Origin of the sequence: Streptomyces sp. SLBN-31, from assembly GCF_006715395.1 — a bacterium.
GTDB lineage: Bacteria > Actinomycetota > Actinomycetes > Streptomycetales > Streptomycetaceae > Streptomyces.
In genome coordinates this window covers 693,258-707,413 of sequence record NZ_VFNC01000003.1, presented here as the reverse complement: position 1 = coordinate 707,413, position 14,156 = coordinate 693,258, and the positions used below count along the sequence as shown (strand labels likewise).

Annotated in this window: 10 protein-coding genes; 1 reads left to right on the top strand and 9 read right to left on the bottom strand. The window is 69.7% G+C overall.

All coding sequences use genetic code 11. The features are described from left to right. Positions 1–83: 83 nt before the first annotated feature. The 5 genes from FBY22_RS40825 to FBY22_RS40805 form a co-directional block, all read right to left on the bottom strand. The gene (locus FBY22_RS40825; protein ID WP_142153579.1) at positions 84–1,004 is read right to left on the bottom strand and encodes an anti-sigma factor; all 921 of its coding nucleotides are present in this window, start codon (positions 1,002–1,004) and stop codon (positions 84–86) included. Then, entirely contained in the window at positions 1,001–1,726 is a 726-nt protein-coding gene (gene sigM, locus FBY22_RS40820; RefSeq protein WP_142153577.1) for an RNA polymerase sigma factor SigM, read from the bottom strand. The genes FBY22_RS40825 and sigM overlap by 4 nt, the downstream gene beginning before the upstream one ends. A 23-nt stretch (positions 1,727–1,749) precedes the next feature. Further along, the gene (locus FBY22_RS40815; protein ID WP_142153575.1) at positions 1,750–3,471 is read right to left on the bottom strand and encodes a protein kinase family protein; all 1,722 of its coding nucleotides are present in this window, start codon (positions 3,469–3,471) and stop codon (positions 1,750–1,752) included. A gap of 138 nt (positions 3,472–3,609) precedes the next feature. Further along, on the bottom strand, positions 3,610–5,919 hold the full coding sequence (gene murJ, locus FBY22_RS40810; protein WP_142153573.1) for a murein biosynthesis integral membrane protein MurJ: 2,310 nt from the start codon (positions 5,917–5,919) through the stop codon (positions 3,610–3,612). A 45-nt stretch (positions 5,920–5,964) separates the two neighbouring features. After that, the gene (locus FBY22_RS40805; RefSeq protein ID WP_142153571.1) at positions 5,965–8,352 is read right to left on the bottom strand and encodes a DUF6049 family protein; all 2,388 of its coding nucleotides are present in this window, start codon (positions 8,350–8,352) and stop codon (positions 5,965–5,967) included. A gap of 269 nt (positions 8,353–8,621) precedes the next feature. On the opposite strand from FBY22_RS40805, the gene FBY22_RS40800 reads away from it, so the two are divergent. After that, positions 8,622–10,064, top strand: coding sequence for a CCA tRNA nucleotidyltransferase (locus tag FBY22_RS40800; RefSeq protein WP_142153569.1), 1,443 nt, complete (start codon positions 8,622–8,624; stop codon positions 10,062–10,064). Between the two features lie 99 nt (positions 10,065–10,163). Here the strand turns inward: FBY22_RS40800 and FBY22_RS40795 are convergent, their stop codons facing one another. The 4 genes from FBY22_RS40795 to FBY22_RS40780 form a co-directional block, all read right to left on the bottom strand. Beyond that, positions 10,164–10,667, bottom strand: coding sequence for a hypothetical protein (locus tag FBY22_RS40795; RefSeq protein ID WP_142153567.1), 504 nt, complete (start codon positions 10,665–10,667; stop codon positions 10,164–10,166). 123 nt (positions 10,668–10,790) lie between these two features. Beyond that, positions 10,791–12,053 (bottom strand): MFS transporter, encoded by a 1,263-nt coding sequence (locus tag FBY22_RS40790; RefSeq protein WP_142153565.1) that lies wholly within the window; start codon positions 12,051–12,053, stop codon positions 10,791–10,793. A gap of 94 nt (positions 12,054–12,147) precedes the next feature. Beyond that, positions 12,148–13,230: an inositol-3-phosphate synthase gene (locus FBY22_RS40785; protein WP_142153563.1), complete on the bottom strand. Its 1,083-nt coding sequence runs from the start codon at positions 13,228–13,230 to the stop codon at positions 12,148–12,150. Positions 13,231–13,274: 44 nt separating this feature from the next. Further along, positions 13,275–13,958 (bottom strand): PadR family transcriptional regulator, encoded by a 684-nt coding sequence (locus FBY22_RS40780; protein WP_142153561.1) that lies wholly within the window; start codon positions 13,956–13,958, stop codon positions 13,275–13,277. Positions 13,959–14,156: the final 198 nt, after the last annotated feature.

Here is a 14,156-nt window from a genome sequence, read left to right as displayed (position 1 = left end):
GCACACGGAGCACGGAGCCGGGGCGTGCTCCGGACATGCCTCCGTACCGGCTACCACGCGGGGCGGAGTCGAAGCGTCGGCCTCTACGGCTTGGCGTAGGAGTGCGTCAGCACAACCTTGGCCTTGGCCGACGACGGATGGGTCACGCAGGACGTCTCCACGAGGTACGCGTTCACCCTGTTGCTGTCGGACGGGTCGGAGAGCACCACCAGCAGGACGTCGGCCCCCTTGTAGACGCCCTCCTCGGTGGCCAGCGCGGCGTCGTTGCGTCCGATCCCCTTCAGGACGCAGGAGGGCACCGTGAGCGCCCGGTCCAGCTTCGGCGACATGATGCTGGGACCGCCCTGGATGCCGACGCTGTTGTGCGGGGCGACGGAACCCCGCCCGGAGTGCCCCTTGGACAGAAGGTCCGAGACCTGCTGCCCCAGCTTCTTGTCGGAGAAGGTGTCGGCTGCGGTGGTCTGCCGACCCTTTTCCCCGCTGGGTTTGCCGTCGTCGAAGGTGGCGACCAGGACCGAACCGAGTCCGAGAGCGGCGACGGCGAAAACGCCGCCGAGGACGGCGATCCTGCGGCGCCCGCCGCGTTTGCGGTCCTTGCGGCCCGGCCCGGTCGACGACGAGCGCGCGTGGCCGGACGGGCGGTCGGCAGCCACCGATGTTTCACGTGAAACATGAGCGCTGTCGTCGGCGTCGGCATCCGGCCGGGATGCGGTGGCGGGCGACGTGAAGTCCTCCGCCTCGGGCGCCGTGGCGTTCAGCAGCGCCTCGGCGGCGAGTGCGGCGTCGATGCGCCCGGCGACGTCGGCGGGCATGTGGGTCGGACCGGGCAGGCTGCCGAGCAGCCCCCGGATCTCCTCCAGCGACACGTATACGTCCGCGCAGAGCTCGCACTCGTCCAGATGGCGTCGGATGTCGGCGGTCCGGGACGGCGGGAGCAGGCCCTCGGTGAGGTCGGAGATCTCGGTGACGTCCGGGTGCCCGGCCATGTCCGTCGTGGATGTCACGCTCGCCCACCTCCGCCCTTCACAGCAGCTGGATCGCTCGGCCCGGTATCACGGGGGCCGGCAGTCGGCTGTCCCGCTGCCGGTGGGACGGATGTCCCCTGGGTCCGGTTCCGCTCCTCGCCCGGTTCCTTTCCGCCACCGGCGCGTTCCGGCCGCAGATGGGTGAGGAGCGGCAGGAGTCTGGCTCGGCCGCGTGCGCAGCGGCTCTTCACCGTGCCGGTGGGGACGTCGAGCACGCGGGCGGCCTCGGCGACCGGGTATCCCTGCATGTCCACGAGGACGAGGGCGGCACGCTGGTCGGGCGGCAGGGTGCCGAGGGCTTCCAGCAGTTGACGGTGCAGATCGTTGCGTTCGGCCGGGGCCGAGGCCTCCTCGTGCGGCTCCAGCAGCTGCTCCAGCCGCTCGGTGTCGTCGACGGGGGAGGTCTTGCGGGAGGCGACCTTCCGGGCGCGGTCGAGGCAGGCGTTCACCGTGATCCGGTGCAGCCAGGTCGTGACGGCCGACTGGCCGCGGAAGGTGTGGGCGGCCCGGTAGGCGGAGACGAGGGCGTCCTGGACGGCGTCAGCGGCCTCCTCGCGGTCGCCCAGCGTGCGCAGGGCGACCGCCCAGAGGCGATCACGGTGCCGCCGCACGAGTTCACCGAAGGCGTCCGGGTCGCCTTTCACATGGCGGGCCAGGAGATCCTGATCGCTCGCGTCGCCGTATGCGGTGTCATCTGCCATCGGACCCCCTCCCCCTGGACTGCTCAGCCGGTGAACTTGAGGTCTGTCACGGCCTGCTTGTAACCCGCGTTGCTGTAGGTGTCGCCCTGGGCGTACGGCAGGGCGGTGAACCACACCAGCACGTACCGGCTCTTCACCGGCTTGGCGACCTTCACCTTGGCGGTGGTGGCCGTGGTCTTCACCGACCCCAGTTTCTTCATCTGGGTGAGCGGAACCGACGAGCTCATCGAATCGGTGGCATACAGCGTGACCGTCGTGTGGTCGCCGCCGAACAGAAGCCCTATCGACGCGCCCGAGACCTCCTGCTCCGAGCCGAGGTCGTAGACGATGCCGACGCCCGGCTTGAAGACCGGGTTCATGTCCGGGCCGTCCTTGTAGCTGGCGGTGCGCCAGTACGTGGAGCTGTCGCTGTCGTACGTCTTCCCGACGTCACCCGGGTGCTGGGCGTCGCCCTTGGCGACGTACTCCTGAGCGCTCTGGATCTTGAGGGGCTTGGCCGGCTTGGTCTTGCCGCTGTTCTTGTCGTTCCCGTCCGTCGTCTGCGTCTTGTTGGTGTCGTCGTTCTTGCTGCCGTTGTCCATGAGGACTTCGGCGAGCTGCCAACTGCCAAGACCCAGCGCGGCGATGAGGAGGGCCGAGACGGCCCACTTCAGTGCCTTGCCGGTGCGGCTCTGCAGGGGCGCCGGGGGAGCCGGGACCGGCTGGGTGGCGCCGGGGTGGGGCGCCGGCCGGCCGTAGGTGCCCTGCTGGTACGTCGTGCGCTGGTACTCCGGCGGTGCGGTGAACGTCGGCTCCGGCGGGCGGATGCGGGGCATCTCGCCGATCGCCTTCACCAGTTCCTCCGGCGTCGTGCACGCGGACTCGTGTCGGGAGGCGGTCGCCCCGTCGTTGACGAGGGCGCGCATCGACAGCTCGGACAGGCCGCGGTGGACACCGGCCCGCACCTGGTCGGGCGCGATCAGGCCGACGTCCTTGGGCAGCCCGGACAGACCGTAGGCGTCGCTCTCGTACGGCCAGCGCTGGGTGAGCGCCGCGTACAGCAGGGCGCCGATGGCCTCGGTGTCGGTGCGCTGCGGGGTCTCGGAACTGATGCCGCGCAGGGCGGCGTTGACCGCGAGGCCGCGGATGCGCCACTGGCCGCTCGACGTCCGCAGCACGGCGTTGGGGTTCAGGCGCAGATGGGCCAGGCCCTCACGGTGCGCCGCGGCCATGGCGGCGGAGATCTGGCTGACCATCTGGTAGGCGTCGTACGGCTCCAGCGGTCCGGAGGCCAGGAGCGTGGTCATCTCGGTGGCGTCGGGCAGCCACTCGTGGACGACGTAGACGAGGTCGTTCTCCTCGACGGCGTCGAGGACCTGGACGAAGCGCGGGTCGCCGAGGAGTGCCGCGGAACGGGCGGCGGCGAGGACGGAACGGGCCCGCGCGTGGTCCGCGGGCAGGATGTGAACGCCGACGGCGCGACGCAGTTTCTCGTCGACGGCCCGCCAACTGCTGAATCCGTCCAGACGGGTGACGCACTCCTCGAGCCGGTACCGTCTGGCGAGCTTGTGCCCGCTGTGCAGCTCGGGCGTTGAGGCTTTCCCGGAACCTTCGGTCCCGCCACTCCCCTGTGCCTCGTCGATGTCCGTGTCCCGCTCCCGGTTCTGGGCCACCCCGTCGGCCGTGGACTGGTCCGCCTCCGCGGTCAGCGGCTCATCGCCGCTGTTGTCTGCCACGTCGACGGCAGCCGTGCTCCGTTCCGCCACCGTCGTCCCTGCCTCCCCATCCATCGCGCGCCGACCGACTTCCGTGCGCGCCGTCCGACGCCGAAACCAATTGTGCCCACAGTCCGCCGCTATGCACGACACGCGGTGGCGGACGATGGTTGTGCGCGTACCCCCGCGTCAGCGCCCCAGACGCCCGCGGACCATGCCGACCAGTGAGTTCAGTTCCTCGATCCGCATCTTGCGGGCGGCGACGAAGAAGACTCCGAGCAGTACCGCCCCGCCGACCAGCATCGCCGCGAAGGATCCGACGACGCCCTGGCCGAGCGTGTGGCCGATCCCGTAGCAGGCAGCGCCGGCGAGGGCGGCGGCCGGCACCGAGGCGATGCAGAGCCTGGCGTACGTCCGCAGCACGCGAGCGCCGTCCAGGTCGCCGCCCAGGCGCTTGCGCAGGCGGTTCCAGGCCACGCCGACGCCGATCGCGTAGGCGAGGCCGTAGGCGGCTGCCATGCCCGCCACGGCCCAGCGGGGCGGCAGCACGAAGTAACACAGCGCCGAGGCACCCGCGTTGACCGCGGCCACGATCACCGTGTTGTAGAAGGGCGTCCGGGTGTCCTCGTAGGCGTAGAAGGCGCGCAGGACGACGTACTGCACCGAGTACGGGATCAGGCCGAGGCCGAAGGCCATCAGCATGTAGCCCATGTTGGTGGCGGCGCCGGTGCCCGAGGTGCCGAAGATGAGCGTGCACATCGGGATGCCGAGGGCGAGGAAGCCGAAGGCGATCGGCACGATGGCCACGGCCGTGGTGCGCAGGCCCTGGGAGATGTCGTCGCGGACCGCTCCGCTGTCGCCCTCGGCCGCCGAACGCGAGATGCGCGGCAGCAGGGCCGCCATCAGGGAGACGGTGATGATCGCCTGCGGCAGGCCCCAGATCAGCTGGGCGTTGGCGTAGGCGCTGAAGCCGGTGCCGGCGATGTTCGTGTCCTTGACGGCCGCCGTAGCCAGCTGCGTGACGACGAGGGCGCCCGCCTGGTTCGCGAGGACGAACAGCACCGTCCACTTGGCGAGCATCGCGGCCTTGCCGAGACCGTGGCCCTTCCAGTCGAAGCGCAGGCGCAGCCGGAACCCGGTCTCGCGCAGGTACGGGATCATCGCCAGGGCCTGGACGACCAGTCCGAGCAGAACGCCGATGCCGAGGAGCCGCTGGCCCTCCGCCGGGATGCTCGTGACCGTGATGTGCGAGTTCGCCGACGTGCCGTAGACCCAGAGGAACATGCCCAGCGTCACGATGATGACGATGTTGTTGAGGACCGGGGTCCACATCATGGCGCCGAACTTGCCGCGGGCGTTGAGGATCTGGCCCATCACCACATGGATGCCCATGAAGAAGATGGAGGGCAGGAAGTAGCGGGTGAACGTGACGGCGACCTCGTTGGCGGCCGGGTCGCCCGCGACCTTCACCGACAGCACCCGCACCAGCACCGGCGCCGCGAACACCGCGACCGCGGTGAGCGCCGCCAGCGCGACGATCACCAGGGTGAGCAGCCGGTTGGCGAAGGCCTCGCCACCGTCGTCGTCCTCCTTCATGGCCCGCACGAGCTGAGGCACGAAGACGGAGTTGAGACCGCCGCCGACGGTGAGGATGTAGATCATGGTCGGCAGCTGGTAGGCGACCTGGAAGGTGTCACCGAGAAGTGCCGTGCCCAGCGCGGAGACGATCAGCGCCGAGCGGACGAAGCCGGTGAGGCGGGAGACCATCGTGCCCGCCGCCATCACGGCGCTCGACTTGAGCAGACCGCCGGCCTTCCCGCCCTTCTTCGCGGCGGGGGCAGGGGCCGCGGGGGCCACGACGGGTGCGGCGCCCAGGTTCAGCGTCTGGTCGGCCCCGGGTGTGGCAGTGAGGTTCATGGTCTGGTCGGCCGCGGGCACGGGAGCCGTCGGCTGCGGGTACTGCGCCGCCGGGGCGGACCCACCGGGGGCGGCCGCGGGGCCCGGCACCGACGGGGGATCCGTCGGACGTCCGCTGGCCTGTTGCTGGTCCCGGAAGAGGTGCGCGAACGCGTCCGGCTCGTGGCGCTCCTCGCCGGCCTGGGTCACCAGATCGTCGACGCCCACGTACTGGGCCGTGCGCCGGTTGTCGCCGTAGGGCAGGTACTGGGTCGGGCCGTCCGGCTCCGGCGCGGGCGTCTGGGCCCACACGTGCGGGTCGGGGGCGTACGCCGACTGCGGCGGCCGGCCGTACGGGGGCTGCTGCGGCTCGTACGCGCCGGACGGCGGCGGGGGGTGCGCGGCGCGGTCGTAGAGCGCCTCGGCGACCGGGTCCTGGGCGGCGAGGTCCTGCTCCCGGTAGGGGTCCTGGTCGTAGGCGTCCTGCAGGTACATGTCGGCGGGCGGCTGCGGCGGCACCTGGCCGGGCTCGGGCGGCGGGCCCTCGGGGTGCCCCGAGCTGCCCGCGGCCTGGCCGCGGTCACCGTCGTACGGCGCGTTCATGGTTACCCCACCTCATCGTCCCGGGCCCACCGGCCACGACATCGCTCAACGGTCCACTCTCTCACCCGTGGCCGAGGGGTCGGCGCTTTCCGCTGCGGTGTCCGGTGTCGGGTCACTCGGCTGCTGCGGGTCGCCTGCCCGGGCATCGGTGCCCGACTCCTCCTTGAGACGTGCCGCGGGGCTCTCCGGGTTCTCCGGCTCCTCGTCGCCCTCGTCCGTCCCGTCCGTCTCGTCGGCGGGGCCGTTCTCCTCGGCCCGGCGCGCGGCCCGCTTGCGCTGCGTGTACATGCGGAAGCCGGCCAGGACCAGCAGGAGGAAGCCGCCGCCGATGACCAGCATGACGGTGGCGGTGAACTCGGTGACCTTGACGTCGAAGCTGACGGGGTCGCCGTACTTCCGACCGTCCTGCGTGTACAGCTGGGCGACGACCGTCGCCTGGCCGTTGGCCTTGGCCGTCGTGGTGAACTTCACCGTCTGGCTGTGGCCGCCGGAGACCGTGATGCGCTGCTCGTCGTAGGCGTAGTCGCCGATCTTGAGCCGGTTGGGGCTGGTCGAGGTGAGGCGCAGCACCAGGTGCTGGACGCCTTGGACCAGGTTGTTCTGGACGGTGACCGGGATCGTGGCGCTGCGTCCGGACAGCTTGGTGTCGGACTTTTCGATCAGTTTGACCTGGCCGGTCAGGACGCCGAGGTGGTTCTCCACACTGCTGCGGAAGCTCTCCGCCGCGCTCGCGCGACCGCGCCATGAGGTGGACATGTCGCGGTTCATGGCGAGCCCGAAGGGGGTCACCACGCGCGAGTCGTTGGTGAGGATCAGCTTGAAGTTGTCGAGGGTGTCCTGCGTCCGCGCGATCTGCTCGAAGGCGGAGCGTGGCAGCTCCTGCCTGCGCAGCGAGGAGGGGTAGGCGGAGGCCGACGGCAGCCTGGTGGTGGCGCCCGGGTCCGGCTTGGCCTTGGCGGCCGCGGAGAGCTTCTGGGTCTGCGACCAGTTGCCGCTCTGCAGGGCCGACAGCGCGTCCGCCATCGCCTGCGCCTGGGAGCCGGTGGGCATGCGCTGCGGTGCCACGACGATGCTGCGCTGCTTGTCCGACTGGGCGTTCAGCGCCAGGCTCTGGGCCAGGAACCGCTGTACGGCGAGCGTGGAGGAGGAAGCCTTCGTCAGATCGCCCTGGAAGTCCGTCGACATCCGGGCGTCCGCGACGACCGCCGTGGTGCCGCCGCCGATCGGGCGGGCCGCGGAGGGCGTGTAGGTCAGGCCGCCGGTCTCCTGGAGGCTGTCGCTGCGGACGATCACCTTGTCGGCGCCGGCGGAGGTGGCGACCTTGACGATCGACGGGTCGACGGCGCCGTCCACGGGCCAGGCGAAGTCGGTGGCGGGCGTCACGTGCAGCACCGTCCGCACCGTGGTGGCCGCCACGTCGGTGGCCTCGTTCAGGTGGTTCAGGGAGCCGGTGACGCCGGTGCCGTTATGGGCCAGGGACGCGAGGTCGGGGTCGGCGAAGGGCAGGGCGACGACCTCCTGGTCGGCCACCGCCTTCTGCAGTTCGTCGAGCCACTGCTTGGCGACCGCCTGGTGGGTTCCGAGCGTGGTGGAGCCGTCCGGGTTCTTGACCTTGTAGGTGCCGGTCATCGCGTCGACGGAGGCGATCAGGTCGGGGTCGAGCACCCAGGTGACGTCGAGGCCCTCCCCGAGGGTCAGCAGCTGGTCCAGGCGGCCTCCGGGGGAGATCTCCTTGGCGAGGTCCTCGTTGAGGAAGACCGGCGTCTGCTGGTCGTTCGGCCCCGTCTCGGCGGTCAGGTGGACGGTGGAGACGAGCGGCCACAGGAAGGTCGTCTTCGTCTTCGTGTCCGCCCCCTCGGCCTTCCAGGGAAGGAAGGTGCGCTGGACGCCGAGGGTCTGGAGCCAGGGCTGGGCGGCGGTCTGCCCGGACAGCGCGACGGCGAACTGGTAGATGCCGTCGCCGCCGAGGTCGAGCTTGTCGACCGGCACCGAGATGCTGAAGTGCTCGGCGACCCCCGGAGTGAGCTTGGCGAACTTCTCGGCGTACTTGCCGCCGACCTCCGCGCCGCTCGCGCCCTGGACGCTGTCGCTGCTGCGGGCGATGTCGTCGATGCCCGAGCGGGTGCTGACCTCGGGGCCCACGCGCAGCCCCACGTGGGCGCCGGTGACGGTCTGCTTGCCGTTGTTGGTCACCGTGCCGGACACGGTGAGCGTGTCGCCCTCCGCGGGGGCGGAGGGACTGAGCGAGTCCAGGGCCACGGACACCGAGCCGGCGCCGGAGGCGTCCTGCACAGAGGCCTGCGTGGCGGCGCCCGCGGGCAGCTGCAGCAGACCGGCCAGTAGGGGCGCTCCGGCGAGCAGTGCTCCGGAGCGCCGCAGCCACCGGCGGGCAGGTGAGGGAGTGGTCCCCTGGAAGTCTGCCGCTTCGGCCACGCGCTCGCCCGTCCCTCGTCCTCGTCAGTGGTCGTCGCAATGTGCGTCCACGCATGGTAACGATGCGCGCTGAGGGGAAGTGCCGCGGTCTGCTCCGCAAGATCGGTCGGCGACGCCTGGCCGTCCTATATATGCAGGAATGCAAGGGGACGGTGTCGTAGGTCACCAGCATCGGTCTTGGGTGGTTATCGAAGCAGACGTCCCCGGCTGAGTTGTGCGCATTCAATGGAGGCGCCCCGGGTCCCCCGGGACACGTACTCTCTTCTGTTGTGCCGAACGCCAACGAAGACAACCCCCGTGCCCAGAGTGAGGTGCCGCCCCGCATGCCGAGTGAGCAGCTGTCGGTGGCCCCTGTCGCCGACGACCTCGCCCGTCGCTTCCAGGAGGCCGGGTTCTCGCTCGCCCTGGTCGGCGGCTCGGTCCGGGACGCGTTGCTCGGCCGGCTCGGCAACGACCTCGACTTCACGACCGACGCACGGCCCGAGGACGTCCTGAAGATCGTCCGGCCCTGGGCGGACGCCGTCTGGGAGGTCGGTATCGCCTTCGGGACCGTCGGCGCGCAGAAGGACGGCTACCAGATCGAGGTGACGACCTACCGGTCGGAGGCCTACGACCGGACGTCGCGCAAGCCCGAGGTGTCGTACGGCGACTCCATCGAGGAGGACCTCGTCCGGCGTGACTTCACGGTGAACGCGATGGCTCTCGCGCTCCCGGAGAAGAAGTTCATCGACCCGCACGACGGGCGTGCCGATCTGACGAGGCGTGTGCTGCGCACTCCGGGCACTCCCGAATCGTCCTTCTCCGACGACCCGCTGCGGATGATGAGGGCCGCCCGGTTCGCCGCGCAGCTCGACTTCAACGTGGCTCCCGAGGTCGTGACGGCCATGAAGGAGATGGCCGCGCGTATCGAGATCGTCTCGGCCGAGCGAGTGCGGGAGGAGCTGAACAAGCTGATCCTCTCCGCGAACCCGCGCAAGGGTCTGACGCTGCTCGTCGACACCGGTCTCGCGGACCACGTGCTGCCCGAGCTGCCGGCCCTGCGCCTGGAGAGCGACGAGCACCACCGCCACAAGGACGTCTACGAGCACACCCTCATCGTCCTGGAGCAGGCGATCGCCCTGGAGAAGGACGGACCCGACCTCACCCTGCGCCTGGCCGCCCTCCTGCACGACATCGGCAAGCCCCGCACGCGCCGGTTCGAGAAGGACGGACGGGTCTCGTTCCACCACCACGAGGTGGTCGGGGCGAAGATGACGAAGAAGCGGATGACCGCGCTCAAGTACTCCAACGAACTGGTGAAGGACGTCTCCCGTCTGGTCGAACTCCACCTGCGCTTCCACGGATACGGCACCGGCGAGTGGACGGACTCCGCCGTCCGCCGCTACGTCCGTGACGCCGGCCCGCTTCTCGACCGCCTCCACAAGCTCACCCGCTCCGACTGTACGACTCGCAACAAGCGGAAGGCGGCGGCGCTCTCGCGCGCCTACGACGGCCTGGAGGAGCGCATCGCTCAGCTCCAGGAGCAGGAGGAACTGGACGCCATCCGCCCGGACCTCGACGGCAACCAGATCATGCAGATCCTCGGAGTCGGCCCCGGTCCCGTCATCGGCCAGGCGTACAAGCACATGCTGGAACTGCGTCTGGAGAACGGCCCCATGGACGAGGAAGCCGCGACGCGGGCACTCAAGGAGTGGTGGGCCGAGCAGAGCTGAGGGCACGAAAACGGGGTCATGTTTCACGTGAAACATGACCCCGGGGACAGACCGAGGGGCGGTGTTTCACGTGAAACACCGCCCCTCGGTCTGTCCGGCCTACTTCTTGTAGTCCTTCAGGCAGAGCAGGAAGTCGCTGCCGTCACCGCTCTGGGTGTACGAGTACTCGAAGTCCTTCGCCGCGGCGGTGCACTTCGTCTCCGCCTCGGTCTGGGAGAAGTCGCCGCTGATCTTGGCCAGCACCACGTACTGCGCCTTCGCGTCGCTGCACTTCACGACCTCAAGGTCCGGGTTGCTGTCATTGGTGCTGCCGCGGTGCATGCAGTCGCCGACCTTGGCCGTGTCGGCGTCGTCCTGGCCGGATAGGAACTTGTAGGCGCCGAAGCCCAGGGCGACGACGATGACCAGGATGATGCGGATCGCCTTGAAACTGAGCTTGCGGCTGCGCTGCGGGGGGACCGGCGCGTACGGCGCGGTGGCCTGCTGGGGGAACCCGGGCTGACCCGGCTGCTGCGGGTAGCCGCCCTGGGGCGGGTACGGAGCCTGGTCCTGCGGCTGCTGTCCCTGTGCGAACGGGTTCTGACCCTGGGGCGGAGTGGACACGGTGGGTTCCCCCTGGAGAGTTGGTGAATGCTCTGTATAAGAGCGGCGTAAGACGCAGGTAAGTTACCGGCCACCACTGACACTCCTGTCACCGGGAGGGACTCTGTGGCCTTGATGTGACCCTTACCGAAGGCCAAAGCGGGCCATAGCGACCGCAACCGCCCCGTAGATGACGGCGACCGTGACCACCAGCATTGCCGAGCGGCCGTCCGGCGGCAGCATCAGGGCGGCCACCGCGGCGGCGCCCACGAAGGCGACGTTGAACAGGACGTCGTAGACGGAGAAGACCCGGCCGCGGAAGCCGTCGTCGACCGAGGACTGCACCACGGTGTCGGTCGCGATCTTCGCTCCCTGCGTGGTCAGTCCGAGGACGAACGTCGCGACCAGCATCGGCCCGATGGCGAACGGCAGGCCGAGAGCGGGCTCCAGGAACGCCGCGGCGGCGGCGCAGACGACGATCCAGCGGCCCGGGCCGAGCCGCCCCGCCGACCAGGGCGTCAGCACGGCCGCCGCGAAGAAACCGGCGGCGGACGTCCCCAGCGCCAGCCCCAGCAGACGCAGCCCCTCCTCGGTGGTCGAGGAGAAGGCGTACCGGCACAGCATCAGCAGCATCACCAGCAGGGCCCCGTAGCAGAACCGCATCAGGGTCATCGCGACGAGAGCCCAGGCCGCCTCCCGGCGGGGCGGGGCGGCGAGGTGGCGTATCGCCCCGGCCAGGTCGCGTGCGGTGCCGGTGAGCGCCGCGGCCAGGCGGGGCTGGATCAAGTCCGCGTCGGGTCCCAGCTGTTCGCGCCTGAGGCGCAGGGCCGCGAGTGCCCCGCACAGGTACACAAGCGCGCCCAGCAGCACCACGGCGGCGTCGGAGTCGGCCACCACCAGCCGTACGACGAAGGCGAGTCCGCCACCGGCGGCCGCGGCGAGGGTGCCGGCGGTCGGGGAGAGGGAGTTCGCCAGCACGAGCCGTTCGGCGTCCACGACACGTGGGAGGGCGGCGGACAGGCCCGCCAGGACGAAGCGGTTGACGGCGGTGACGGACAGGGCGGAGACGTAGAAGAGCCAGTCCGGGGCGTGAGCGAGGATCAGCAGGGCCGTCGCGGAGGCCATCAGGGCCCGCAGCAGGTTGCCGTAGAGGAAGACCTGGCGGCGGCGCCAGCGGTCCAGGAGGACGCCGGCGAAGGGACCCACGAGGGAGTACGGCAGGAGCAGGACCGCCATGGCGGAGGCGATGGCGGCGGCCGAGGTCTGCTTCTCCGGGGAGAAGACGACGTAGGCGGCGAGCGCGACCTGGTAGACGCCGTCCGCGCCCTGGGAGAGCAGTCGTACGGCGAGCAGGCGCCGGAAGTACCGGAAGCGGAGCAGGACGCGCAGGTCACGGACGACGGCCATGGAGCACAGCCTCACACAGGCGAGGGTCCCCGGGTGGAGTACCCGAGGACCCTCGGAGCCCTGGCAGGAGCGTTTTCAGTGCGGGGGCGCGTGGTTAGCGCTCGACCTCACCCTTGATGAACTTCTCGACGTTCTCGCGGGCCTCGTCGTCGAAGTACTGCACCGGCGGGGACTTCATGAAGTACGAGGACGCCGACAGGATCGGGCCGCCGATGCCGCGGTCCTTGGCGATCTTCGCGGCGCGCAGCGCGTCGATGATGACGCCGGCCGAGTTCGGGGAGTCCCAGACCTCGAGCTTGTACTCCAGGTTCAGCGGGACGTCACCGAAGGCGCGGCCCTCGAGGCGGACGTAGGCCCACTTGCGGTCGTCCAGCCAGGCCACGTAGTCGGACGGGCCGATGTGGACGTTCTTCTCGCCGAGGTCCCGGTCGGGGATCTGGGAGGTGACGGCCTGCGTCTTGGAGATCTTCTTGGACTCAAGGCGCTCGCGCTCGAGCATGTTCTTGAAGTCCATGTTGCCGCCGACGTTCAGCTGCATGGTGCGGTCGAGGACGACACCGCGGTCCTCGAACAGCTTCGCCATGACGCGGTGCGTGATGGTGGCGCCGACCTGGGACTTGATGTCGTCACCGACGATCGGGACGCCCGCCTCGGTGAACTTGTCGGCCCACTCCTTGGTGCCGGCGATGAAGACCGGAAGGGCGTTGACGAAGGCGACCTTGGCGTCGATGGCGCACTGGGCGTAGAACTTCGCCGCGTCCTCGGAACCGACCGGGAGGTAGCAGACGAGCACGTCGACCTGCTTGTCCTTGAGGATCTGGACGACGTCGACCGGCTCGGCGTCGGACTCCTCGATGGTCTGGCGGTAGTACTTGCCCAGGCCGTCGAGGGTGTGGCCGCGCTGGACGGTCACGCCGGTGTTCGGCACGTCGCAGATCTTGATGGTGTTGTTCTCGGAGGCGCCGATCGCGTCCGCGAGGTCGAGGCCGACCTTCTTGGCGTCGACGTCGAACGCGGCGACGAACTCCACGTCGCGCACGTGGTACTCACCGAACTGCACGTGCATCAGGCCGGGAACCTTCGACGCCGGGTCGGCGTCCTTGTAGTACTCGACTCCCTGCACCAGCGACGCGGCGCAGTTGCCCACGCCGACGACGGCTACGCGAACCGAACCCATTCCGGCTGCTCCCTGTGTGTACGAGTGAGGCCCTGACTGGGCGCTCACGTGGCGGTGTCGTCGGGCGTATCCGCGCCGGGGTTGTCCCCGGAACGGGGCAGGCCGCCCGTCGATCCATGTGTGGTGTCCTGCTGAGCGGGCCCCCCGGATCCGGAACCGCGGAGGTCCCGTCCGGCCCGCTCGCTCTCGATGAGCTCGTTCAGCCAGCGCACTTCGCGCTCCACGGACTCCATCCCGTGGCGCTGGAGCTCAAGCGTGTAGTCGTCGAGTCGTTCCCGGGTGCGTGCGAAGGAGGTGCGCATCTTCTCCAGACGCTCCTCCAGCCGGCTGCGGCGGCCTTCCAGCACACGCACGCGTACGTCGCGCGACGTCTGTCCGAAGAAGGCGAACCGGGCGGCGAAGTGCTCGTCCTCGTACGCGTCCGGACCGGTCTGCGAGAGCAGCTCCTCGAAGTGCTCCTTACCTTCCGCCGTCAACCGATAGACGATCTTGGCGCGACGCCCCGCCAGTGGTGCGGCGAGGGCGTCCTCCGAAGAGGTCCCCGGTTCCTCGATCAACCAGCCGTTGGCGACCAGCGTCTTGAGGCAGGGGTACAGCGTTCCGTAGCTGAACGCACGGAACACACCCAGCGAGGTGTTGAGCCGTTTGCGCAGCTCGTAGCCGTGCATCGGGGACTCGCGGAGCAGGCCGAGGACGGCGAACTCGAGGATGCCGGAACGCCGGCTCATCCGCTCGCCTCCTCGCTTTATCTCGCTCCGATGTATCGACTCGATACATCAAGACGATAGAACGGCCTTCCGGATGCGACAAGTGGGGAGACGGTGAACGGGATCACATCACTTATTCATCCGAGGTAAGTTGCCTGATTTGGGGTGAACTTGTGTGCTCGGCGGGTTTTGACGGTGCGTAGTCTGTGCGCCATGGAC

What these genes read in the sequence shown, in the direction of transcription:
- murJ (WP_142153573.1), bottom strand. Translation starts at nt 5,919, where the DNA reads ATGAACGCGCCGTACGACGGTGACCGCGGCCAGGCCGCGGGCAGCTCG.
- FBY22_RS40785 (WP_142153563.1), bottom strand. Translation starts at nt 13,230, where the DNA reads ATGGGTTCGGTTCGCGTAGCCGTCGTCGGCGTGGGCAACTGCGCCGCG.
- sigM (WP_142153577.1), bottom strand. Translation starts at nt 1,726, where the DNA reads ATGGCAGATGACACCGCATACGGCGACGCGAGCGATCAGGATCTCCTG.
- FBY22_RS40780 (WP_142153561.1), bottom strand. Translation starts at nt 13,958, where the DNA reads ATGAGCCGGCGTTCCGGCATCCTCGAGTTCGCCGTCCTCGGCCTGCTC.
- FBY22_RS40790 (WP_142153565.1), bottom strand. Translation starts at nt 12,053, where the DNA reads ATGGCCGTCGTCCGTGACCTGCGCGTCCTGCTCCGCTTCCGGTACTTC.